Origin of the sequence: Chryseobacterium sp. G0201, from assembly GCF_003815655.1 — a bacterium.
GTDB lineage: Bacteria > Bacteroidota > Bacteroidia > Flavobacteriales > Weeksellaceae > Chryseobacterium.
In genome coordinates this window covers 743,565-768,206 of record NZ_CP033917.1, presented here as the reverse complement: position 1 = coordinate 768,206, position 24,642 = coordinate 743,565, and the positions used below count along the sequence as shown (strand labels likewise).

The 24,642-nt window shown below is 34.1% G+C and carries 18 protein-coding genes, 1 tRNA gene and 1 pseudogene; 13 read left to right on the top strand and 7 right to left on the bottom strand.

Translation table 11 applies throughout. The features are described from left to right. The first annotated feature begins 15 nt into the window (after nucleotides 1–15). Together EG348_RS03410 and EG348_RS03405 are read left to right on the top strand one after the other, a co-directional pair. Nucleotides 16–2,355: an AAA family ATPase gene (locus tag EG348_RS03410; protein WP_123980686.1), complete on the top strand. Its 2,340-nt coding sequence runs from the start codon at nucleotides 16–18 to the stop codon at nucleotides 2,353–2,355. Nucleotides 2,356–2,573: 218 nt separating this feature from the next. Further along, entirely contained in the window at nucleotides 2,574–3,860 is a 1,287-nt protein-coding gene (locus tag EG348_RS03405) for a helix-turn-helix domain-containing protein (protein ID WP_123980684.1), read from the top strand. A gap of 112 nt (nucleotides 3,861–3,972) precedes the next feature. Here EG348_RS03405 and EG348_RS03400 read toward each other — a convergent pair whose 3' ends face one another. After that, the gene (locus EG348_RS03400; protein ID WP_123980682.1) at nucleotides 3,973–4,737 is read right to left on the bottom strand and encodes a hypothetical protein; all 765 of its coding nucleotides are present in this window, start codon (nucleotides 4,735–4,737) and stop codon (nucleotides 3,973–3,975) included. A gap of 107 nt (nucleotides 4,738–4,844) precedes the next feature. After that, complete coding sequence (locus EG348_RS03395; RefSeq protein WP_123980680.1) at nucleotides 4,845–6,701, bottom strand: caspase family protein; 1,857 nt, start codon at nucleotides 6,699–6,701, stop codon at nucleotides 4,845–4,847. Nucleotides 6,702–6,978: 277 nt separating this feature from the next. Between EG348_RS03395 and EG348_RS03390 the strand changes: the two genes are divergently transcribed. Together EG348_RS03390 and EG348_RS03385 are read left to right on the top strand one after the other, a co-directional pair. Further along, the gene (locus EG348_RS03390; protein ID WP_123980678.1) at nucleotides 6,979–8,331 is read left to right on the top strand and encodes a hypothetical protein; all 1,353 of its coding nucleotides are present in this window, start codon (nucleotides 6,979–6,981) and stop codon (nucleotides 8,329–8,331) included. A gap of 286 nt (nucleotides 8,332–8,617) precedes the next feature. Continuing rightward, nucleotides 8,618–10,297 (top strand): PIN-like domain-containing protein, encoded by a 1,680-nt coding sequence (locus EG348_RS03385; RefSeq protein ID WP_123980676.1) that lies wholly within the window; start codon nucleotides 8,618–8,620, stop codon nucleotides 10,295–10,297. Nucleotides 10,298–10,990: 693 nt separating this feature from the next. Here the strand turns inward: EG348_RS03385 and EG348_RS03380 are convergent. Continuing rightward, a complete protein-coding gene (locus EG348_RS03380; protein ID WP_123980674.1) occupies nucleotides 10,991–11,212 on the bottom strand; it encodes a hypothetical protein in 222 nt (73 codons plus the stop codon). Nucleotides 11,213–11,448: 236 nt separating this feature from the next. On the opposite strand from EG348_RS03380, the pseudogene EG348_RS22060 reads away from it, so the two are divergent. Further along, a pseudogene (locus EG348_RS22060) lies at nucleotides 11,449–11,664 on the top strand (recombinase family protein); the annotation flags it as partial. Nucleotides 11,665–12,286: 622 nt separating this feature from the next. Here the strand turns inward: EG348_RS22060 and EG348_RS03365 are convergent. After that, nucleotides 12,287–12,357 (bottom strand) — tRNA-Gln (locus EG348_RS03365). A gap of 98 nt (nucleotides 12,358–12,455) precedes the next feature. On the opposite strand from EG348_RS03365, the gene EG348_RS03360 reads away from it, so the two are divergent. The 6 genes from EG348_RS03360 (at nucleotide 12,456) to EG348_RS03335 (ending at nucleotide 16,842) form a co-directional block, all read left to right on the top strand. Beyond that, nucleotides 12,456–13,496, top strand: a complete 1,041-nt coding sequence (locus tag EG348_RS03360; protein ID WP_123980673.1) for an AMP-binding protein — start codon at nucleotides 12,456–12,458, stop codon at nucleotides 13,494–13,496. Further along, on the top strand, nucleotides 13,477–13,938 hold the full coding sequence (locus EG348_RS03355; protein WP_123980671.1) for a hypothetical protein: 462 nt from the start codon (nucleotides 13,477–13,479) through the stop codon (nucleotides 13,936–13,938). Before EG348_RS03360 ends, EG348_RS03355 begins: the two co-directional genes overlap by 20 nt. Beyond that, nucleotides 13,938–14,330, top strand: a complete 393-nt coding sequence (gene arfB, locus EG348_RS03350; protein ID WP_123980669.1) for an alternative ribosome rescue aminoacyl-tRNA hydrolase ArfB — start codon at nucleotides 13,938–13,940, stop codon at nucleotides 14,328–14,330. Before EG348_RS03355 ends, arfB begins: the two co-directional genes overlap by 1 nt. A 346-nt stretch (nucleotides 14,331–14,676) precedes the next feature. Next, complete coding sequence (locus EG348_RS03345; protein WP_123980667.1) at nucleotides 14,677–15,057, top strand: GreA/GreB family elongation factor; 381 nt, start codon at nucleotides 14,677–14,679, stop codon at nucleotides 15,055–15,057. A gap of 130 nt (nucleotides 15,058–15,187) precedes the next feature. Next, nucleotides 15,188–15,841, top strand: a complete 654-nt coding sequence (locus tag EG348_RS03340; RefSeq protein WP_123980665.1) for an acyloxyacyl hydrolase — start codon at nucleotides 15,188–15,190, stop codon at nucleotides 15,839–15,841. A 26-nt stretch (nucleotides 15,842–15,867) separates the two neighbouring features. Next, complete coding sequence (locus EG348_RS03335) at nucleotides 15,868–16,842, top strand: deoxyhypusine synthase family protein (protein WP_072410693.1); 975 nt, start codon at nucleotides 15,868–15,870, stop codon at nucleotides 16,840–16,842. 397 nt (nucleotides 16,843–17,239) lie between these two features. Here EG348_RS03335 and EG348_RS21625 read toward each other — a convergent pair whose 3' ends face one another. After that, nucleotides 17,240–17,386 carry a hypothetical protein gene (locus EG348_RS21625; RefSeq protein ID WP_164463249.1) on the bottom strand — a complete coding sequence of 49 codons (147 nt, stop codon included), beginning with the start codon at nucleotides 17,384–17,386 and terminating at the stop codon, nucleotides 17,240–17,242. Between the two features lie 221 nt (nucleotides 17,387–17,607). Between EG348_RS21625 and EG348_RS03330 the strand changes: the two genes are divergently transcribed. After that, entirely contained in the window at nucleotides 17,608–17,904 is a 297-nt protein-coding gene (locus EG348_RS03330) for an MGMT family protein (protein ID WP_123980663.1), read from the top strand. A 225-nt stretch (nucleotides 17,905–18,129) separates the two neighbouring features. Here the strand turns inward: EG348_RS03330 and htpG are convergent, their stop codons facing one another. Next, nucleotides 18,130–20,022: a molecular chaperone HtpG gene (gene htpG / locus EG348_RS03325; RefSeq protein WP_123980661.1), complete on the bottom strand. Its 1,893-nt coding sequence runs from the start codon at nucleotides 20,020–20,022 to the stop codon at nucleotides 18,130–18,132. A gap of 298 nt (nucleotides 20,023–20,320) precedes the next feature. On the opposite strand from htpG, the gene EG348_RS03320 reads away from it, so the two are divergent. Beyond that, a complete protein-coding gene (locus tag EG348_RS03320) occupies nucleotides 20,321–23,218 on the top strand; it encodes an alpha/beta hydrolase family protein (protein WP_123980659.1) in 2,898 nt (965 codons plus the stop codon). Between the two features lie 59 nt (nucleotides 23,219–23,277). Here the strand turns inward: EG348_RS03320 and recA are convergent, their stop codons facing one another. Beyond that, nucleotides 23,278–24,285, bottom strand: coding sequence for a recombinase RecA (gene recA / locus EG348_RS03315; protein WP_123980656.1), 1,008 nt, complete (start codon nucleotides 24,283–24,285; stop codon nucleotides 23,278–23,280). Between the last annotated feature and the right edge of the window lie 357 nt (nucleotides 24,286–24,642).

Sequence of the window (24,642 nt, the reverse complement as noted above, 5' to 3'; positions counted from 1 at the left end):
AGATTACAAATAAATATGCTTCCAATCGATATTGTAGGTTTTAAAAATTTCAGGATATTTGATGATCAGGACGGTTTTTTCGAGAGTTTATCCGCGATCACTTTGCTAACCGGTACTAACAATTCGGGCAAAAGCTCTATCATTAAGGGAATGCAGTTGTTGAAGAACAGCGTTAGTGGTAATGTTTTTCCATATGAATTAGATTTAACGGATCAGGAGCACTTATTGGGAAATCTTGAAAACTTGTTGTTCAACAAAGAAAATAAGGAAATTGTGATTTCCTTACCCTTCAATTTCTTTGGTCATAAATACACATACATTAAGCTTACTTATGCTGTTTTGACAAAGGATTTTTATAAAGGGAAACTCAGAAAAATTGAAATTTTTGACGGTCAAGATAATGACAGTCTTTTGTTTTTCGAGTATAGGGAACCAACTGAGTGGGAAGTTGCCAATCACGCAAAGGAACTCGAACGGGAAATGCTGGAATATGAACAGCAAATTCAGGATCCTAATATTACTAAAAAGGATTTATGGAGAATGTATGGGATATATGCCAGACCAGACGAGGATCCCATAGTGGGCTTGGTGAAATGGAAACTTAATTCTGTGAAGTTGAGCTTATATTTGTCAGAAATATTAGAATTTTATAATTTTTATATTGAAGAGAATAGGAGCACAAAATGGATTGATTGGGTTGATGGTATTGCCGAAAAGGATAACTACTGCTTTATCCCTTCTGTTGTCTTGAACTCTTTCAGATCTAAACCAGATATTGAAAAATGGAGAGATTTTGTTGATAAGCTAAAAGAAATTGGTAAACAGAAAGGTAAACTTAAGATTAGAGGCAGAGACTTTGAACCTCCTGAAATATTCTTTCCGCAACTGGAAATAGAGGGCGTTTTTTATGCAAGTGCGTTGGAGATAATTAGAGATAATTTGATCTGGCGAGATATCGATAGCACGGACGAAAATATTAGTAAATATAATGTTCTAGAAGAAACGTTCAAAAAAGGTTTGGATGTCTTAAAGCGCCGTATACTTTCGATAAATTATCTATCAACGGTTCGTGAGCAGCATGTAAGAATTTATAATGCTTCCGTTAATTCTCCTTTTATTAATTTGCTAAAGGCATACGTTCCCTTGCAATCTGACCCTTATAATTTTGTAGATAAGTATCTAAGTGCTTTTGAGATTGGGAAAAAGTTGGAAATAGAATTCAGACTCGACTATCAGTTAATATTTGTATCAGTTATTGATTATAATGGAGATAAGAGAGAGCTTGTTGATTATGGTTATGGTATCAAACAGCTTGTTTTGCTATTAATCCAGATCAGTGTATTGGCAGAAAAAAATAAACGGATCGTCCATAATTACGGTGACCAGGGAGAGTATTATGAAGATCATTTTGATCCAAGTTTACTTTTGATCGAAGAGCCCGAAACTAACTTACATCCTAAATGGCAGTCATTGCTTGCGGAAATGTTTTATGACGCGAATAAAAAGTATAATATTCAATTGGTGATAGAGACGCACAGCGAGTATCTGATACGTAAATTCCAAAATCTGGTTGCTAATGAACAGCAATCAGGAAGTTTGATCAAGATATTTTATTTAAGAAACTTAAAATCTATTGAGGCAGGCAGGGCGCAAGTGGAGATAATTGTAATTGAAGATGATGGCGGGATTAATTATGAAGCGTTTGACAGTGGATTCTTTGATGAATCCAACAATTTACAGTTGAGTCTTCTTAACATCAGAAGAGACATTTTTGTAGTCGAATTTGAAGAGCTGAAAAAGAATCTTGTAGAGAATGAGGACAAGATTTCATTGCTGCAAGAAAAAATTGATGAGTATGGTAACAGGACCGATATAGCTCGATATCTGCAGCATGTCGCGTTAATATTAAATACTTCAAAAATGGATCTTACAACAGTAGATTATTTGGCATCTGGACAATATCTCTTGCATAATATTAAAGAGGGTACTGATTTTTCTCCAGTGGTTCTCCAGTATGGAAGAGCAATGGAGAATGAATTAAAGAAATTATTCGGATCTGTTCATGCTACAAAGAAATGGACAATTGGTGTGATGCAAGGATCTCTAGAAAAATTTAAATTTGGAATAAACAGTATATCAGCTTGTTGCAGTACAACAGAATATAACTTATTGAGTACAATATTACCTGCTATCTTTCAAGATCCATTAGCTTTACAAATTGACCTAATAAACGAACTTAGAGAAAAGAGAAATGATGTTGCCCATCCCGGATTGATTATGCAGAAAGAGGATGCGGAACATTATATAGAAATAATGAACCAGTTTCTTTCAGCATGGTCAGACAATATTCTATAAGCCGTTGATATTTGGAGTGCTTTTCTAATATGGGTTCCTGTATTTTGATTGGATAATTAGCCCCAGAAAAAATAAAGAAATAATGCTGTAAAAAAGTTTTGTTCTATAAGGGAGCATGTATTTGACTCCAGACTTCCTAAATTGCCCTTGAACTTCCTTTTCTAGTAATAAGCAAAGTGATAATTTTGAAAATCAATACAACTCATTAAAAAACTACTATGGCTTATATAGAGGAGATTATAACATATATAAAAGAGAACGTCGGTCATATTTCAATTGGAGAGGTCGATGTGCTGCGGAAACCCTACAAAATTTCAATTTCAAAATTCAAGAGAGACTTTAAACGGAATACGGAGTTTACTCCGCGAGACTACCTAATTAGAATGAAAATTGAATTGGCACGTAATTATAAACTGGATGATCCTACTTTGACTATAAAAGAGGTTGTATCAAAGATTGGCTGGGATTTAACAGAGCGACAATTTGCTGAACAATTCAAAGTACATTATGAAATGACATTTGGCGGGAAACCTATTGTTATGAGGAATATTCCGAAATGGCAGAATCAAGAGGAAGAAATTTTCCATGAGCATGAATTTATGTTTTCACGAGATAGAAATGATCTGGAAGAGATTATTTTTAGGATAGTTCTCCTGACAGGGGCATATACAGTCACGAATGATCATCCATTGTCTAAAATAGTAAAATATGAGATGGAGAACACTTGTTTTAGACTGCCCATGTTTGCTTTTGAAAAAGAGGTTATTTTTAAGGTGTTTTTCGACCGCAATAATTATGAACGTTTAGACCTTTTTGCGTTATTTACCCGGGTTGATGAAGAAGATTATTGCTTTGTTCCAAATGATAAAGATGCCTATTTAAACCTGATCTATAATGTTGCGATCAAGCAAGATACGGCTATAAAAAAGAAAATACTGGACTGTATTTCGAATTGGGAAGAGATGGCAGCAGAACAAGATCGTTTTGAATTTCTAGAATATAAGCAACAAACTTATAATAAAAATATAAGACCTAGGATTAACAGAGATGCTGGCATCTTTGAAGAAAGTCAACGGCTCTATGACAGCATTACCAAAGAATTTAAGGCCGAATATGAAAATCTTCTACAAGGGATGTGCCTGCGCGAAGCAGAACTTTCCAATTATCTTCGGGCGGTGGAAAAAGAAAATGAACATATGATCAAATTAACGCTGGAATTTTTATTAGGAATAGGCGATCTACTTCCGCAAAAACTTGATTTACTGCTCAGTTTGGCTGAATATCCTAGTATGGAATTTGTTGAATTCGAAGATTATTCTTTTAGTATGGATAAAACCTTGATTTCGAAAGTGATTCTGGAATATCCGCGAGAAAGTATGCCTCAGCTCATCTGTGATTATTACTGCGCTTACAAAGATATAGTGGAACGAGACGAGGAAGATAGCGATGAATATCTCGGAAACATTATTCTTTCAGATATCCTAGATGATTTCATTAAGGTGTAAGTTTTTTGATAAGATCAAAGATAAATATTTTCAGAAAGTGGAAAATTAAAAAGGCAGTCAATAATAGACTGCCTTTTTACTTTCTTTATATTAGCTTTCTGTAGATATCAACTTAGTTATTGGTAAGTGCATTATAAATTCTTAAAGCGACTTCTTTATCTTTTAAGTATCCTGTTATTCCATGCTTGTTCTTTGTGTCATTTTTAACCCCCTCGAAGTTTGTAATTATTGGATCGGTTGTGAAATGGGGTTTTGATAACGGAAACAGGGAAACTGTATCGTTCTTATCAAAAGCATTGTACCAACCATTAATTGAGCAGGGCGGCATCAATAATGGGCTTTCCAGATTTCTTTTTATTACTTTCATTCCCAATGGTGAGCCAACTGAAATTATTTCATTGATATTAGGAATATTATACTTGCTGAGGATATCATAGCTAATGACAGTTCCGAGAGAATGTCCCACCCAGACACATTTTTCGTCAGGTAGAAAAGAAGTAACAAACTCATTGATCGTCTTTCGTATAAAGGGATTTTTTAGATAATGATAAACATCATTTGTAATTGCCCAGAGGGTGTCCTGTCCAAAATCGGATTCAGAATCAATTGCTCTTAAAATTGCAAGCACCCAAGGCCAGTTTTGCGGACCTTTTTCCGTAACTGCTATATTCCCGATAGCAGCTATTTTATCATCTGTAATGTTTGCATTGACAGCTACCTGACCCAGAAACTCCGAACAGAATAGTGCAAATTCAGGGTCTACACCATTAGATCCTTTTTCGATGACATCCTCCTGATAACTATTTCTGTCATCTATTAACTTCATCAGCATTTTACCGTAGTAAGGAAAGATAATATCCTCTTCGGAAATGTTCAAAGAAAGTCCATTTTTTTGTAGCCCCTCTTTGAGTGCAGCTATCCACTGGTCTTTTAGGTTCTTTTCATTAAATTTCTGTTGTGAACGCCCATGTAATAATACTAGTTTCATATATGTTGGTTATTTAGAATTTCGGAGATAAGTAAATCGGTTCCTTTGCTTGTAAATGTTGTCCACAATCCAGGTTCCAGATATTTTGTGGCATCGATTATTTTCTGATTAATGAAATCTTCATATAAATGTCTATAAGACCATCCGATGGACATTAAAGGACAAAATGCGGCTGTCGGTTTATCAGAGTTCAGCTTTCCTGCAAGCATGGCAACATCAAAGGGTACATAGGGGTTATCCATAGCCATGTACTTGTACACAGATCTGATCTTGTCGAAATCACCAGACTCCCTAAAAGCGTATGCTGCATACAATCCAAGTGCTGGGTCTAAGGATTTACCCATTCTTAGGAAACTGCCAGCATCATTATATGATCCATAAAAATTATCAAAGTCTACCTTTTGGAATGCTTCTGTATAATTAAATCCATTGTTGGCGGAAATCGCAACTAAACTACGCTTTTTAGCTATTTCATCTTTCTTCGACTGGTAATCCTCATATGTGTAACGATTAGTTTTTGCTGGTGAATAATTAACTGTAAAAAGGTATCCGTCCTTAAAGATAAGCTGTGCGATAAAACCTTGAATGATGGCTATTGGTACAGATCTATTACCTTTTAGTGTTAAAAGACTCCATGAAGTTGGTCGATAAGAATCATCCGGGTGAAAGGAGATTGAATTTTTATTTCTATGTGTCCAAGGTGCATTCTGAGCGGCAGATGGGGTAATAAGATCAATAATTTCTTCACCAGTGACCTCTATGCCTGTATAATTGTTGTAAGTAGGATCATTGAAAAGTTGATCCGAAGCGAATACCTTTTCTTCCGCTAAATATGCTACTTTATTCCTAATATGATCGACATAAGACCTTTCCTTCCATAAATTTACTGAAAACTCTCTCAATTGTTCCATTTTAGTGATTTTATAAGGAAGAGGATTTGCTGGGTGGGTTATTGGTTCTGGTGGCTTTACACTGTTAAGGATTAGTTTTTTTCCTTGTTCATCTGTGAATGTTGCTAGTGGATGTTCCTTTTTATGATTGTTGACTCTAATTTCTGGCGACTGCCCTTTTGTAATTCCATAGGATCTACTCTCAACGAATTCCTTTAATTTTAAATCCACTTCAGGCCCGGAAATAATCCATTTTTGATTTTGCTGACGTAAACGTTTATAATTGATGTCGGCAGTAAGTTGTTTTACATCGTAATATTTGTCAAGATATCTTTGGATTTTAGCACCGTCTTCCATAGTATTGTTAACAATTGTCTCCAGAAATTCACCTGACAAATAGGCGATCAGGGATTCTGTAAATATTCCATGTGCCTCTTTTAAGCTGTCACCAGCAATTTCAAAGGCTGGCGCACCAGGTCTTGTTGCATAAAATATATCTATGGTATTACCTGAATCAATTTTTTGGTTTGGAAATATAGTTTGTCCGCCGGTGGTATGGATTTCATCCGTTGGTAAGGATCGACAGGCATCAGAGATAAATAGCACGTAAGGAATCTGGCATCTTACGGCATTATCAGCAGAGCGGGTCAGATCAACTATTTCATTTTGGTTGTTACCGCCTTCGGAAAGAAACCAGAATTCCTGATTAGGTCCGCGTGAGATGCCATGTCCCGAAAAATACACAATAATTTGGTTATATGTCATTTCCTCTAGGCATTGATTGATACAATCGTATATATCCTTTACACGAATAAAATTTTTGTTTTCGTCCGTAAATAGTTTTATATCGTAGCCTTGAGCTGTAGCCCATTTGGAAAATTCGACAGCACCTTTTGAAGCACCTTTCAGAGGTGTGAAATTTTGGACATTATTTACTCCAATGCATATTGCGATTTTAGACATGGTTAATAGTTTTTGGAAGTTTCTTTAAATAAAATTAGTAAAATAATGTTATTAAAATACATAATTTTTCTTTCACTGAATAGTTGCACGGTTGCTTTTTGAAACGGTTCCGTCGCATCGCAAATAACGAATTGGGGAAAATGGACTCTTTAATAATGTTTTGATGACTTAAGATCATTTGGAAGTTTATGATGACAAAGGATTTTTCGTTCATTTGATATTCTTTAATAGAAATAAAATGGCTATCTTTTTCGAAAATCATTTAACAGACTAAATCATGAAATTTGCAGAAGAAACCGAAGCCTTTGAAACCAAAGTAAGGGATATATTCAAAGATATTTCAAGACACAGAACAGCTGATTTTTCGGTTGAAAAAGATGAACATGAAATCCGTGGCTTTCAAAGGGCTGTTCTGGATGGATTTAAAGTCGGTCAGAAGAAAATACTTTTAGAATTGCGGCAGCTACAGGAAAAATCAAAGGAAGTACAACAAGAACTCAAGATTGCCAGACAGGAACGTAATAAGGAGCTAGTTGAGGAAATTTTAATAAAAGTTAAGACTATAGAGTATCAGGAAAGCATTTTCAAAAACCTTGCTGATTCGATAGCCTGGCAGATGGTTAATGGGGAACATTATTTGTATCGTAGACTGTACACTGGTGAAGAGGGTGTCAAAGACCTATTGGACAAATCTTTTGAATACGTAATTAACTTTTCAGATCAGGTCAACGCTGATCCAGATGCATTTTGTCTGATCAGTGATATAACGAACAATATTCAGTTGGGAGATTGTCTCATTACAGATAAGGAAGGTATAAAGGTTTCAGAGATTAAGTCTGGTCATATGAACTTTAAAGCACTTGATATCATTGCTGAAAGAAAGCTGACGGATGATAATTTCGATGAAAAGAAATTATCTGATGAGTTTGATGGTAAGTTTATGAAACAGATCAAAAGAATGGTTGTACAGAAAGGTAAGACAGACCGTGCAGCAAAAATTGTTCAGGACCATAAAGGTCCGGATCCGAAATACAAGGATACTACTATTTTCATCGTTGAGAATGATTTTACATTGGAAACATATCATGGAGATTTAATAAGTCTTTCAAAACAGCTTGAAACAAAGGATTGGGCGTATACGAGTGTGGGAGCAATTGTACATGTCGGGATGTACAAAAATGACTGGAGAATACCGGGGCAATTTACTCTAAAACAGCTCTGCGATCCCTTCCCATTCGTAGATTTAATGGCGAGCAGGGGAATACTAATCTGTGAACCCATCTTCCTGAAACCTTTTTCGGAAGATATTATCATGGATATTGTTTTTGGGCGGATGAAAGTTTATATTGGTATTGATTACAATAATTTTATTAAATTTTCTAATGATTTGGGTGTTAAGGCCTCTTGGTCAGCCCCTAAAGAACTACAAAAATATCTCGAAGATTATCCCCACGATCGTCGCGAAATATTTTCTTTTGAAAATAAGGGTATTAAGATAGAAATTGATGGGAATGAAATTTTTGTAGGGCATGGTTTCTTTACAAAAATACTATTTGATCATTTTTTACCTGAAACGATGATACTGAAATACAATGGTACGATGGAAAACATAGGGGGTTCAGAAGAATAACAAAGGGACATAAAGTTTGAATCCATTTAGCAAATTAATTGCCCAATATTGGTATACAATAAATCATTAAAGTCGACGTCTTAGTTTGAAATTCAATGAAAATAAATAACATTGTATTAATTTTTATTATTAAAATAGTCATTAAGAGATTGTCCTGTTTTTCTCAAACTGGCCATTTGAGTTTCGGTAATTTTAGACAAAATGTTAAAAAATAATATTTATTTTGTATATTTCATATCACGTATTAATATTTCACATTAAAACTAAGTATCCAGTTATTTAATTTATGAATATAGACAGTATCAAATTATATCAGTTGAATGATGAAAAAGAAGAACGATTGTGGCGAACTGCAATTTTTGTTTTTGATTCGTCAGCATTATTAGATTTTTATTATCTCCCAAAAAAAACTAGAGAAAAAATTTATAGTGAAACCTTTAAACATCTTGACAAAAGACTTTGGATTCCAGCTCATGTTGAGTATGAGTTTCTAAAAAATAAAGATAATGTTATAAATAAGTCGTTTTCTGAACGATATGATAACTTAAAAAATCAGGTAATCAATATTAATCCATCTTTTATTAAAGCGGTTCAAAAACAAGTTGAAGATATTGGTAGACAGACAGAAAAAGATGATAAACATCCACATATTGGACAGACAAATATAGAGGAAATAAAAACTCACATTGCAGATTTTGAACTTAAGCTTAAAAAATTTGAACAGAATATTTTAGCACAGATTAGCGAGGCTGAAAGTGAAATATATGGTGTAAAAGAAAACGATGATTTGCTTGAAGCAATTGACCTGCACTTTTCGGTCGGCAATGGTTATTCGTTTGATGAAATTGTAGAAATAACAAGAGAAGGTAAACATCGTTATGAATTTAAAATTCCACCAGGTTATGGAGACTTCCACAAAGCCGAAAAGAAAGGCACACAAATTTTTGGTGACCTGATTGTCTGGAAACAAATTCTGCACTATTCTAAAGAAGTAAATCTACCAATAATTTTTATTACAAATGACATAAAAAAAGATGAAGATTGGTGTTATTTTGAAAAAGTATCTGGTGACGACAGGATTGTTGCTCCACGAGAAGAATTAATAAAGGAAATTTACGACCATTCAAGCGTTGAGTTTTGGATGTACAACTTACCTCAGTTTTTATTTAATTCTAAAAATTATCTGAAATCAGATATATCAGACCAAGCAATTCAATTTATCTCTCAGTATTTGAATACAAAAGACTCGACAGGAAATTATCTTCGGTTTAAATGCAATAGCTGTGAAAAAATCCATAGTTACCATAAGTCGGAATTTGATTTAGATTTTGAACTTGCCGAAAGTTCTGAAAAAAGTATGGGGACAGAAAATAGATATGAAGCTATGGAATCGTTTGGGTGCACTTGTGGTAATGAGATTACCGCAACTTTTGAGGTGTGGGAATATCCAAGTGGTGTCCACAATAATAATTCAATTGAATTAGACAGTGGCGAACTACTAGCAAGTTTTTATTTTACTATTGACTTTTTTCAAGATGATGATGATGACGATTTTTTAATATGTGAAGAATGCGATGGCAGTAAAGAAGGTCATGGAAACTATGTTACCAATTGGGTTAAGAGAGATTTGGATAATGAATTTCATTCTGATCATAGTAATGGTAGATATTCAAAAGTAATGGCTGGAACTTGTGAATGGTGTAGCACTTTACATGTCAAATGTCCTAAATGTGATTCAATTAATAGTTTTCCAGAGGCCGAGGCAGGTAGTCTTAAAGAGTGCCAAGGTGGCTGTGGATTGAATTTTATTCTTGAATCTGAGAACTCACCTGATGACTTTTTTGAATTTACACTAAAGTTGAAAGATGAGAGAATTACATCATGTGAATATTGCGGAGATGAGTTTCTTGATGAAAATCAAACTTCTGTATGTCAAAAATGTGAGGAAGAATCTAGCGAAAAGTAGTAATAAGACAATTTGAATTCCGTAATTAATGGACATTGTAAAACAGATTGACCAGCTACCAGAGTAAAATCTTTTAAAATTTCATCTTTCATTAGTTTTTGTAAGAGTTCCCACATTTCTTTACTTACAGTTTCTTTATGTAACATACTTTCATTTTTCAGAAAATTAATTCTGAAAATGAGGTATGCCTTTGAATTGGCTCTATAAGTAACTATTTGGCTTTTATTGTCACTGTAAGTCTAAATTAGAAATCATTTATTGAAAGAAGTATTAATTTCAGTAAAAGCTTAGAAATTTAATTCTCTTGGTATTTATGTAGGTACATATCTACCCATGTGCATAATTTTAAAAATACTTAATCAAGATCATTTTTTATGCATTTTCAATATAATGAAATCTAATATGATGATGTGTTCGCGGGAACACAGCAAGTTGTGTTTTGAGCATCTCGAAACGATTCGAGATGCTCAAAACAACTTGCTCTTGCTGAGGGCTGAAATTTTCTCCGAAGTCGAAAATTTTTATTGGAAATGGAATTTTTTATAGAAAGAGTTTATCAATCTTAAATCAAAATATTTAAAATGGAAATAGATATTTGGCAGGTCTTTCCGATTTTAATATTGTAATTGGTAGTCAAAAAATAATAAAAAGAAAACAAAGGAATAGTTTCAGATTATAAACACAAGTTCAAGCCTATCGGTATAAAGAAAAATCTCCACCTTTCAGGTCGTATTTTTCTTTATAAACATGCTTATTAAAATCTGCAACAATGATGAAATGGCTTTCTTTTTTTTTCCTTTTTTCTTTTAGAAATTCTTTATGCAAAAGCTTCATGTCATGATTATATAAAAAATCTGTAATCATATTCTGTACTTCCCATGTTATTAACCAGTTTTCCAATTCTAGCAATCTCATTTGATGAAAATATTGTTGCTGGCAATTGGGAATACATATTTAAAGAATTCCAATTCATTTTAGATAATCCTAAAATCTCGTTAGAAATTTGTTCTAATGAGCTATTGCCATAATGTCTTATTATTTTTAACGGTTTTGGGATGTACCTTCCACCGGGATAAAAATTATAGTACTCATTTTTTACCGACGGAATAATTCCGTGAGTCCATATTCGTAATCCTATTTATTGCGGTAAAGTGTTTGTTCCAAAGCATAAAGATGAGGAAGCTTGTTTTGTAGAAGGTCAACATGAACCTTTGATAAGTGAGGAACTTTTTGACAAGGTACAAGAGATATTAGACGGTAAGAAACGACCTCAAAGACCGAACACAAAAATCACTGTTCAGGAGAACTTTCCTCTTCGAGGGTTTCTAACGTGCCCAAACTGTGGTAAGACAATTACTGCCAGTGCTTCGAGAGGTCGAAATAATCGATACTATTATTACCATTGTAATTCTACCTGCGGGTTCAGAGCAAGAGCGGAACTTGTCAATAAAGTTTTTGAAGATGGATTGATGACATTTGAAATGAATGCACCGGTTAAAAAATATCTAAAAATGCTTTTGACGGAGAATTATCAGAACTTCATTAACAATCCATTAAAAGAGAAAAAGAAAATATCTGACGAAATTGACTCTCTCAATAACAAACTATCTTTTGCCCGAAATAAGTTTCTTACCGAGGTCATTGATGATGATGAATTCCTAGAGATAAAAAGAGAATGCAAAGAGCGAATTTCAAAATTGGAAGAAGAATTAAATAAAAATTCAGTTCCTCAAATTAGCAATATAGAAAAACTACTCGAACAAGCCTTAGAGACACTTCAAAATATCGGAAAACACTACCAAGAAGGGGGCATTGAGACAAAGCGGGCAATAATTGGTTCGATATTTCCTGAAAAATTGGAATTTGACGGAAAACATTATCGAACCGCCAGAATCAACTCCATAGCATACCACATCTTTCAGATTAACAATGAGTTAGTAGATGTAAAAAAAAAGAGAAACGATCAAAATGATCATTTCTCCTTGATTGTAGACCCACAGGGATTCGAACCCCAACTGACGGTACCAAAAACCGGAGTGCTACCGTTACACTATGGGTCTGTTTTATTTTGGTGATGCAAATTTACAGCTTTTTTCATTATTTGCAAGAACTTTTTAAACTTTTTTTTAAATTTACATAACTTTTTATGGTGGTAAATATGGTGATAAACTTCAATAATCTCAGAATTAACAATTTACATTCGCAGACAGAATTTGAAAAGAAAGTAACTTTTTTTTTAGAAGAATGGTTGTCCTATTCTGAAACAGTGAAAGTGCAGACCTCAGGTTCTACAGGAGCTCCGAAAGTTTTCGAAATTGAAAAAAAGAAGATGATCAATTCTGCAGTAATGACCTGCAATTTTTTAGGCTTAAAAGAAGGCAATACCGCATTATTGTGCCTTCCTGTAGAATATATTTCTGGGAAAATGATGATGGTTAGGTCTTTTGAACGAAAAATGAAGTTGATTATTACTGATCCATCTTTAAAACCGCTTGAAAGTTTAGATGAAGAAATAGATTTTTGTGCCATGACGCCTTTACAAGTTGAAAACTCCCTGGATAAGCTTTATTTAATTAAAAATTTGATTATTGGCGGTGCTACAGTCTCCGAAAATCTAAGAAATAAGATTATCCAAACTCTTAAACTCTCAAACTCTCAAACTCAAATATTTGAGACCTATGGAATGTCCGAAACGCTTTCTCACATTGCTTTAAAACAATTGATGCCAAAAGCTGAAGATTATTTTACAGCATTTGAAAATGTTTCTATTAATAAAGATGAAAGAGGATGTTTGCAAATATATGCTCCTAATGTGAATTCTGATATATTGAAAACTAATGATTTAGTTGAAATTAAGGATGGAAATAAGTTTAGATTTTTAGGAAGGATCGATAATGTCATCAATTCTGGGGGGGCAAAAATTTTTCCTGAAGAACTGGAGGCTTTGGTTAAAAAAGAAATCCCGAATGAAGTCGTATTTTTAGGAAAAGAAGATGAAAGTTTGGGGCAAAAATTGATATTGATCATTGAAGGTGTAAAATCAAAGGATTTAATTCAAAAAATATCAGAAATTCAATTTGAAAAAAACTTCCACAAACCGAAAGAAATTATTTTTATTAATGAAATTCCAAGAACGCCAAATGGAAAGGTTTCAAGATTAAATCTTTTAAAAATAATTGATGAAAAAAGAGATAATTAAAATAGTAATTTTATTTTCAATTGCAATTGTGGGATGGATATTTTGGATAAAACAAAGTATAAAAGATGCTGAAATACAAGATAAATATGAACAACCTTTTTTTCAAAATAGTATATTAATAAATGGAAGAGTGGGCGGTATAAGTGATTCCGGAAATCACTGTTTTGGAATAATATACTTAAAAGATTTTGTAAGCAACGTAAAAGAATTTAATCCATACAAGAAAGATATTTTTCCCTATGCAATTAAAAATAATGTAGCTGAAATTTATTCATGGACGTGCTTGTATAATGTTGAGGCGGGAGATTCCATCATAATAAATTCAAATGACAGAAGTATATTAGTGATTAAAAAAGATTCAAATGAAAAGATAGATGGCAATCTAAAATTTGTTAATGAGGAAAAAGATTATATACAAGAAAATTCAAAACTAAAATTCTAATGAGAGACTTTACGAAAGAACTCAATTTCAAAACTTCCCGCAGCAGTGGTGCAGGAGGGCAGAACGTCAATAAAGTTGAAACGGCTGTTACCGTACTTTGGAAAGTCGATGAATCTGAATTTTTTAATGAAAGGCAAAAGGCTTTAATTCAGGAAAAACTAAAGAACAGAATAAATCTGGAAGGACTTTTATTCTTAACCGTTTCTGAAAGCAGAACCCAATTAATGAACAAAAACAAAGCGATTGAAAAAATTATAGATATCGTTAATAAAGCTTTAATTGTTCCGAAAACAAGAATCGCCACAAAACCATCCCGGGCCAAAAAAGAAAAAAGATTAGACACCAAAAAGAAAATATCTGAAAAGAAGGAAAACAGAAAATTTAAGTATTAGTAAAAAGCTTAAGAAATGTTAATTCTTTGTTTTCTAAAAACTTATTTGGTATCTTAGTGAAAATTCAAGGAGTAACAATATGACAGCATTTATTTCACTTTCTACTAAAAGCCGTTTTTCAGGGCTTTTGTTGTCGTTACTTTATTTACATACAGATTCATTTTTGAAAAGTTCTAAAGACTTTATCAATTAAACCCTGTCAGATCCAAGGCAGGGGAAAATTTCCAAGTTAATTTATCGTTTAAATGCAATTTTTCATAGGAGAAATGGCTGAATAATTCGCACAGTTTTCTATGTTGGATCACTAAGAAATGCATTTTCATTTAATCTTGTTAATAAAATAAATATGTTAAATAATATTATTGTAACCACCGGAATATATGATGCTATAAAAGATCATTTAAGAAGAAAAAAAGTAAGCAAATATGAAGAAAACAGGTTAACTGGAGAGCTGCGAAAGGCTAAACAGGTTTTAAGAAGAGACCTTCCTTCAGATATTGTGACTGTTGATCGAAAAGTAACGATTAAAGATCATACTCAAGATTTTGAGCATGAGTATATTTTTGTAGCGAGTACCAAAGCTAAACCTAAAAAAAATAAATATTCTATACTTTCAGATATTGCATTAGCAACAGTGGGATATAAAGTAGGAGACGTTATCGAATGGCCTTTTAAAGAAGGTGAAAGAAAAATAGAGATTCTGAAAGTAGAAGCTTTAGAAGAATAATTCTTGTTATTTTGTTAGATCAAAGAAAAGTACAGCCTTCATAAGCTGTACTTTTTAATTGAAAGTAAATGAGATCAGCTATAATAACAGTATATAAATAAAAATGCTATTTTTGCCAAAATTTTAAATAATGTTAAAAAAACTAATACTCCTAGGAGCTTTTTCAATTTCTTTACTTTCTTTTGCTCAGCAGACAGAAAAGATCTCAATCATTCCTTCTGTAGGATATGCATGGAGAACCGCAAAAACAACACCTGGCTTGACTAAAGCGGAAAAAGATTATGTTAATGGCTTAAAAAGCGGAGTGAATTTCGATATTTCTGCCTATTATCATTTAAAAAATATTGTAGCAATTGGATTGAAATTTTCTAATTACAGTGCATCAAGTGATGGATTTCTTTTAGGATATGATATGAGCGGAATGCCTGTTTCCGCAGCTGTTACAACAAAAGATAATATCACTTTCTTCGGTCCTGCTTTGATGATCTCCAACTTCAGCGAAGCAACGAGACATAAAATGTTCGTTGATATGGGATTAGGAGTAATTTCATATTCAACAAAAACAGGAAATGTAAAAGGAACAGGTTCTAATCTGGGAGCAGAGATTAATTTTGCGTATCAGTACCAGATTTCCAAGAACTTTTTAATTGGTCCAAAAGTAGGATTAACAGCCGGAACATTGAATAAAATGAAGTTCAACGGACAAACAATTGAGTTCGGGGAAGATCAAAAAGAAGGCTTACACAGAGTTTCTTTAAGTGCTGCCGCTACATTCCGTTTTTAAGTTTTATCTTTGCAAAAATCAAAATAATGAGCAAACCGATTACTGAATTTATAGAGAAATATTACCTGCACTTCAATGCAGCTGCATTGGTAGACGCATCTAAAGGGTATGTTGCACATCTTAAAGATGGTGGAAAAATGATGATTACTTTGGCAGGAGCGATGTCTACTGCTGAATTAGGGAAGATCCTTGCTGAAATGATCCGTCAGGATAAAGTAGATTTTATCTCTTGTACCGGGGCGAATCTTGAAGAAGATCTAATGAATTTGGTTGCGCATTCTCACTACGAAAGAGTTCCGCATTACAGAGATCTTACGGCTCAGGACGAGTGGGCACTTTTAGAAAGAGGCTTGAACAGAGTTACAGATACTTGTATCCCCGAAGAAGAGGCTTTCAGAAGATTGCAAAAACACATTGTTGAGATCTGGAAAGATGCTGAAGCGAAAGGAGAAAGATATTTCCCTCATGAATATATGTACAAAATGATCCTTTCAGGAGTGTTGGAGCAGTATTACGAAATTCCTAGAGAAAATTCTTGGATGATTGCTGCAGCAGAGAAAAACTTGCCGATTGTAGTTCCTGGATGGGAAGATTCTACCATGGGTAATATCTTCACTTCTTACTGTATCAAAGGAGAATTACAATTTTCTACAATGAAATCCGGTATCGAATATATGGCTTATTTAGCTGATTGGTACACTAAAAATTCAGGTGGAAAAGGAGTTGGATTCTTCCAAATTGGTGGAGGTATCGCAGGAGATTTCCCGATCTGTGTAGTGCCAATGTTGTATCAGGATATGGAAATGCATGACATTCCGTTCTGGTCTTATTTCTGTCAGATTTCGGATTCTACAACATCTTACGGTTCGTATTCGGGAGCTGTTCCGAACGAGAAAATTACTTGGGGTAAATTAGATATCACAACACCGAAATATATCGTTGAAAGTGATGCAACCATCTGTGCACCATTGATGTTCTCTTACATCTTAGAAAATTCATAAGAAAAATTCATTCATTTGTCATTTTGACGAAGGAAGAATCTCATATACAAACGCTTCAATTTTTTGGAGCGTTTTTTTATTTTTATTAACCACAGATTTTCAGAAATTTACACACATGTTTCTGTTTATTCGTGAAAAAATATTTGTAAAATTTGTGTTAAAAAAATCTGCTTAATCAATCCTGTCAAAAAATAAAACGCAAACATCTGTGCAAATCCGTGTAATCTGTGGTTAAAAAATTATATAAAATATGGGCGTGCCCCTCTCCAAAGCTAAACCCAAATCTCGGGTCAGGCTTCTCCAGGCTCCACTTCGTTTCGGTGTCCTGCCTGTCCTGAGCCTGTCGAAGGACACTACTCGCTTCGCTCACACCCTCCATATCCCTCACGCAGAACTATCAGTCCAGAGAATTGGTCAGCACAAAATATCGATAAGCCAAAATCCCTTTCTGAACTTTGGTCAATGTATTCGGATCTTTATTACTCAATTTCGGTAAGATCGCTTTATTAATTTTATTAACGAGTCTAAAAAATGATTTTTTCATAACTTTATATTTTAATGAGAAACATCATTGAAACAAGTAGAGTTCAAAAATGATGCAAAAATAAAAATAAGGTGATCCAAACGTTACTTTGCTAAGTGAAATCGAAGATTCGACGTAGTCAAACGCCTTTGCGAACGAAAAATATTTTCAAACATTTCAAAAAAAAACTTTGCGATCTTTGCGTTAAAAATAGGTAAGCATTTCAAAATAAAAACAAAAAAATGGACGAAATATTCAAACAACAAGTCTGGGAAATTACCAAGCTCGTTCCCAAAGGAAGAGTAACAAGCTACGGAGCGATTGCAAAAGCAGTCGGTTACCCCAATCATTCCCGCCATGTCGGAAAAGCAATGGGAGGTTGCCCGAAAGATGTTCCGGCTCATCGTGTTATTTCCAGTTCAGGAACTTTATCCGTTCCGGAATTTCAAGTCAAATTAGAAGCAGAAGGAATTGAAGTAGAAAATTTCAGAATTAAAAATTTTAAAAAACTATTTTGGGATCCGATAACAGAGTTATAAATTATTAATGATGAGTTATAAGTTAAGGCTTCGACTCCGCTCCTGATCTTTCTAATACTAAATGTTTTTGCGTGATGATTTCACGTGTTAGGCTGAGTGGAATAGAAATACTTTAATACAATTAGAGCAACAAAGTGGCGACTTAACCCAGCGTAAAACATCAACGAAATAAAAAAAGTTTCGGGTCGACAAAGTCGACCCGAAACCACAATATAATGAATTAAACTATTTTTCTAGTTGCTTATAGCTTCTCTGGATAAAATCGGTAAGATCTTTTCCTTTCAATAAGTTTTGAGAAAGTTTAGCCAAATCTAAAGCATGTTTTACTAATCCTTCTTTTTCTTCTGCATTTTCAGTTTTTAAGATCTGATTTGCAAATTCACTATTAGAATTTACAACCAAATTATACATTTCAGGGAAATTACCCATTCCAAACATTCCGCCACCGCCGGTTGCCTGCATATCCTTCATTCTTCTCATAAACTCGGGCTGAGTGATCGTGAACGGAGCATCATTGCTGTCTAAATCTTCCAGCTGAACAGTGAATTTTTTATCATTAACTGCTTCTTCCACATTCTTTTTTAATGATTCTTTTTCAGTTTCATTTAATTTAGAAATAGTTGGTTCGTCCTTTTTGATCAGATTATTTACGTGATCAGCATCTACTCTTGCAAATGAAATTTTCTCCTTAGAAGATTCCAATTTTTGAATCACGTGAGGAATTATATGAGAATCTAAAAGAAGAACTTCATATCCTTTATCTTTCGCAGACTGAATGTAGCTGTGTTGTTCATCCGCATTAGAAGCATAAAGAATGATCAAATTACCATCTTTATCAGTTTGTGTAGGCTTCAGTTTTTCTTCTAATTCATTCCAAAGGAAATATTTTCCGTCAGTTGTAGGATATAGCGTGAATTTGTCTGCCTTTTCTGCAAATTTTTCTTCAGTTACAATTCCGTATTCGATAACAATTTTAATGTCATTCCATTTTTGTTCGTAATCAGCACGGTTTTCATTAATTAAAGAAGCCATTTTGTCGGCAACTTTTTTAGTAATGTAAGACGAAATTTTCTTTACGGCACCGTCCGCCTGAAGGTAAGAACGGGAAACGTTCAACGGAATATCCGGAGAATCAATTACTCCACGAAGAAGCATCAAGAAATCTGGAACGATACCTTTTACTTCATCTGTTACGTACACCTGATTTTGATATAATTGAATTTTATCTTTTTCTATATTTAAATTGTTGCTCAATTTCGGGAAGAATAAAATCCCCGTCAGGTTGAAAGGATAATCAACATTCAAATGAATATTAAATAAAGGCTCCTCAAACTGCATTGGATACAACTCGTGATAGAATGACATGTAATCTTCACTCGTTAAATCGCTTGGAGCAACTGTCCATGCCGGAGTTGGGTTGTTGATGATGTTGTCAACTTCTTCAGTTTCAGCAACAGCATCTTCCGGAGCGTCCTCTGGTAAAGGTAAGGTATGAGTTTTTGTTCCGAACTTAATAGGAACAGGCATGAATTTGTTATATTTTAATAACAGTTCACGGATTTTTGCTTCTTCTAAAAATTCTAAAGAATCTTCTGCAATATGAAGAATGATCTCGGTTCCTCTGTCAGTTTTATCTGTTGTCTCTTCAAGAGTAAATTCCGGGCTTCCGTCGCAGATCCAGCGAACTGCAGGCTCGTCTTTGTAAGATTTAGTTAAGATTTCAACTTTTTCAGCCACCATGAACGCTGAGTAAAATCCAAGTCCGAAATGACCAATAATTCCTGAATCTTTTGCGGTGTCTTTATATTTTTCCAAGAACTCTTCAGCTCCTGAAAAAGCAACTTGATTGATGTATTTTTCAACTTCTTCCGCAGTCATTCCAATTCCCTGGTCGATGATGCGAAGTGTTTTTTGTTCTTTATCAATTTTCACTTCAAGCTTCGGATTTCCGTACTCTACTTTAGCTTCACCAATGCTTGTTAGGTGTTTTAATTTTAAAGTAGCATCAGTTGCATTTGAGATTAATTCTCTCAGGAATATTTCGTGATCACTGTAAAGAAATTTCTTGATAAGCGGGAAAATATTTTCCACAGATACATTAATATTTCCTTTAGTCATAATAATTTAGTTTTGATTTGTTTTATTCTTCACAAAAAAAATACCACACAAAAAAAAGTGACATTTTGACATTGTTTTTTGTTGAACGAAGGAAGCTTAAGGAAGGACGTTTGCTGCGCTTTTTTATTTGGAAGAGTATTGAATTTAAAGGTTTATTAAGCTATAATGAATAAATTTTACACAGATTAAAATATCAGGACTCACTTTAACTTCTATCTATCTTCCGACAAAATAACAATAACGTATGACAAGTTTGTCAATGAAATGCCTTATTTTTAATCCTTAAAATTATTTAATAATGAAGTTGAAATGTACAGTTTTTATTCTGCTCATCATGACCTGTTTTATGTATGGACAGAAAAAGCCTTTAGACCATTCTGTTTACGACAGTTGGCAAAATATAGGTTCAAGAAAAATCTCAAATGATGGAAAGTGGATTGCTTATTCTGTAGATGCTCAGGAAGGAAATCCTAATCTTTTTTTATATTCTGTTAAAAATAAAAATTCGAAGAAGTTTCCTAGAGGAACGAAAGTAGAATTTACAAATGATTCAAGGTTTGGTGTTTTTCAAATCCGCCCTTTATATAAAGATATAAAAGCGGTAAAGGATAAAAAATTAAAACAGAATAAACTAACAAAAGACAGTCTTGCCATCGTTGATTTTTCGAGTGGTAAAACGGAGAAAATTCCTAATGTAAAAGGTTTTAAAATTCCTGAAAAAGGAGGTTCTTATGTCGCTTATCTTTTAGAAAATATGAAAGACAAATCTTCGGATGATGCTTCTGATAAAGAAGATGGAGACGAAAAGAAAGACGACGATAAAAATGCAAAACCTTTGCAGTTGGTAGTACGAAATCTTTTAGATGGAAAAAGTACAACATATGATAATGTTTTCCGCTATGAATTCAGTAACAATGGGAAACAACTCGTTTTTGTGACCAAAAAACCGGAAGAAAAAGCTAATAAAGATAAAAAAGAGAAGAAAGATTCTTTAGATGATAAATCTGCAGATAAAAAAGTTACCGACAAATCAAAGCCAAAGAAATATACGCTTCAAACTGTACAGGTACTTAATTTACAAACTGGAGCTGTAAATAAAATTTCTGAAATGGAAGGCGATTTTTCACAATTGTCTTTTGATGAAGAAGGAAATCAGCTGGCATTTGTAGCGACTTTTTCTGCACAGAATGATTTGGTGAAACTGTATCAATTGTACTATTTTAATTTTAAAAACAATAAAAAGGAAATTCTCGCCAATGATAATGTGCAAATGAAGAAGAATTGGGTAATTTCTGAAAATAGGTTCCCAAAATTCAGCAAAAATGGTAAGCAGCTGTACTTTGGAGTAGCTCCAAAGCCTATAGCAAAAGATACTGCAATGATTGCAAATGATCATGCTGTGGTGGATATTTGGAATTATAAAGATGATTATCTGCAAACAGTACAGCTAAAGGAATTGAAAAATGATCTGAAAAAATCTTATGCAGCAGTAATGCAAACCGAAAAACCAAATTTCTTCAGAAATATCGATGGAGAGGATTTGGATACTTTACGATTGGTAAATGAAGGAAATGCCGAATTTGCGTTGGGTATTACCAGTTTGAACAACCGTATTTCTTCGCAATGGGAAGGTTCAACAAAGAAGACGTATTTCCTTATTGATAATAAAACAGGTGAAAGAACAGAGATTATTAAAAATCTGAACGGCTCGGTTGCTGTATCTCCGCTTGGAAAATTTGTTGTCATTTTCGACAGAGAAAAAGGGAAGTGGTTCAGCTATAATGTGAAAACAAAACAAATACTTCCTCTCAATAACGAATTATCGGTTTCTTTCGTGGATGAGGAGTTTGATATGCCGGATTTTCCTGATCCGTATGGGATTGCATCTTGGACAGATAATGATGAATCTGTGATTATCAGAGACCGCTATGATCTTTGGGAGTTTTTCCTGAACGACTCAAAAAAGCCAAGAAATATCACGAACGGATTTGGACGAAAAAATAAAATAACATTTGATACGTACGATTTAGACAAAGATATTAAAAGCTTAAACCGAAAATCTTCTATTTATTTATCTGCTTTTGATAATACATCCAAAGCGAACGGAATTTTTAAAACATCTATTCATTCGAACGCTGATCCTATAAAGATTCAAATGGAAAATGTCTGGGGATACAAAACGCTTCAAAAAGCGAAAAATGCAGAGGAATATATTTTAACTAAAGAATCATACACCGATTCTCCCAATATTTTTGCGACATCGGATTTCTCTAAACAAGAAAAGCTGAGTGATACCAATCCACAGCAAAAGCTTTTCAATTGGGGAACTGACGAATTAATACACTGGACAACGTCAAAAGGAAATACATCTACAGGAGTTTTGTACAAACCGGAAAATTTTGACCCGAATAAAAAATATCCTATGATCGTCTATTTCTATGAAAAGCTTTCTGATAATCTGAATCGTTATATAGCTCCGGCTCCAACGCCTTCAAGATTGAATATCTCTTATTTTGTGAGCAACGGATATTTGGTTTTCACCCCTGATATTTCTTATACCGATGGTTTACCTGGAGAATCTGCGATGGAATACATTAATTCCGGAGTTGAAAAGTTGAAACAAAATTCTTGGGTAGATGGCACAAAAATAGGAATTCAGGGACAAAGCTGGGGTGGCTATCAGGTAGCTTATCTTATTGCTCATACCGATATGTACGCTGCAGCATGGAGTGGTGCACCGGTCGTCAATATGACTTCTGCTTATGGAGGAATCCGTTGGTCTTCAGGAATGAATCGCCAATTTCAGTATGAAAAATCGCAGAGCAGATTAGGGAAAAATCTATGGGAAGCACCGGAACTTTATATTAAAAATTCACCACTTTTTACGATTGATAAGGTGAAAACTCCGGTAGTCATTATGAGTAATGATAAAGATGGAGCTGTGCCTTGGTATCAGGGAATTGAAATGTTTACTGCATTACGCCGTCTCGGAAAACCGGTTTGGCTTCTGAATTATAATGGTGACGACCATAATCTTATAAAACGCCAGAACAGAAAAGATATCCAAATCCGTGAACAGCAGTTTTTTGATTATTATCTTAAAGATGCTAAAGCTCCGGCTTGGATGGTAAAAGGAGTTCCTGCCACGCAAAAAGGAAAAGATTGGGGCTTTGAGTTAACAGACGAAAAGCCTTAATTAATAACAAAATCGGCGGAGCTTTTAGCTCCGCCGATTTTTATTTTTTATTGAAAAACTTAGTTAGCCTTATTTTTCAATTCTTCTTTGATTTTGTTTTCTAATTCCTCAGAAAGCTCAGGATTGTCTTTTAATAGATCTCTTACAGCATCACGACCTTGCCCTAGCTTAGTTTCGCCGTAGCTGAACCAAGAACCACTTTTCTTCACAATTCCCATATCTACTGCAGCATCAAGGATTTCTCCTGTTTTAGAAACACCTTCACCGTACATAATGTCGAATTCTGCCATTTTGAAAGGTGGAGCAACTTTGTTTTTCACAATTTTCACTTTTACACGGCTTCCTACAGCTTCGTCTCCGTTTTTGATAGGTGCACTTGCTTTTCTGATGTCAACTCTTACAGAAGCATAGAATTTCAATGCGTTACCACCCGTTGTCGTTTCAGGGTTTCCGAACATTACACCGATTTTTTCTCTCAACTGGTTGATGAAAATTACGGTACATTTTGTTCTAGAAATAGTTGCAGTCAATTTTCTCAACGCCTGAGACATCAATCTTGCATGAAGACCCATTTTAGAATCTCCCATTTCACCTTCGATCTCTGCTTTTGGAGTCAAGGCAGCTACTGAGTCAATTACCACAATGTCAATTGCTCCTGAACGGATCAGGTTGTCAGCAATTTCTAAAGCCTGTTCACCATTGTCCGGTTGAGAAATGATCAAGTTTTCAAGATCAATTCCTAGTTTTCCTGCATACCCTCTGTCAAAAGCGTGCTCTGCATCGATAAATGCAGCAATTCCGCCTGCTTTCTGAGCTTCTGCAATCGCGTGAAGCGTTAAAGTTGTTTTACCTGAAGATTCAGGTCCGTAGATCTCAATGATTCTTCCTCTAGGATAACCACCAACGCCTAAAGCGATATCTAATCCTAAAGATCCTGAAGGAATAACTTCGATAGTAGTGTCGATTGCACTATCTCCTAACGTCATTACAGTTCCTTTTCCGTATGTTTTATCTAGCTTGTCAAGCACTAATGCTAATGCTTTTTTCTTATCTTCTATGTTGCTCATCTGTTGTTAAAATAATTGCTCAAAAATACGGAATTTTACCTTCAAAAACTAATATTATTTGCTCCTGAAAATTGATTTTATAGTTAAAAAAATATAAAATTCGATAGGGTATATTATTCAAAACGAATTAAATGCAGGATTAAAGTCGTGTTGTTTATTGAGGGGTAAAGTTTGTGAATATTTTTACTATTCAAACATTCTTTTAATATTGAGCTTATTTAAACTTTTCTTCTTTTAACAATCATCCACAAAGGTTGTTGTCCTGAAAGGATCTCGAAATAGTATTAGAAAATATGATGGAAAGATTAGTGTTTGGATCCTTTCAGGATGACAAACTTTTGTTCTACGTTGAACTGT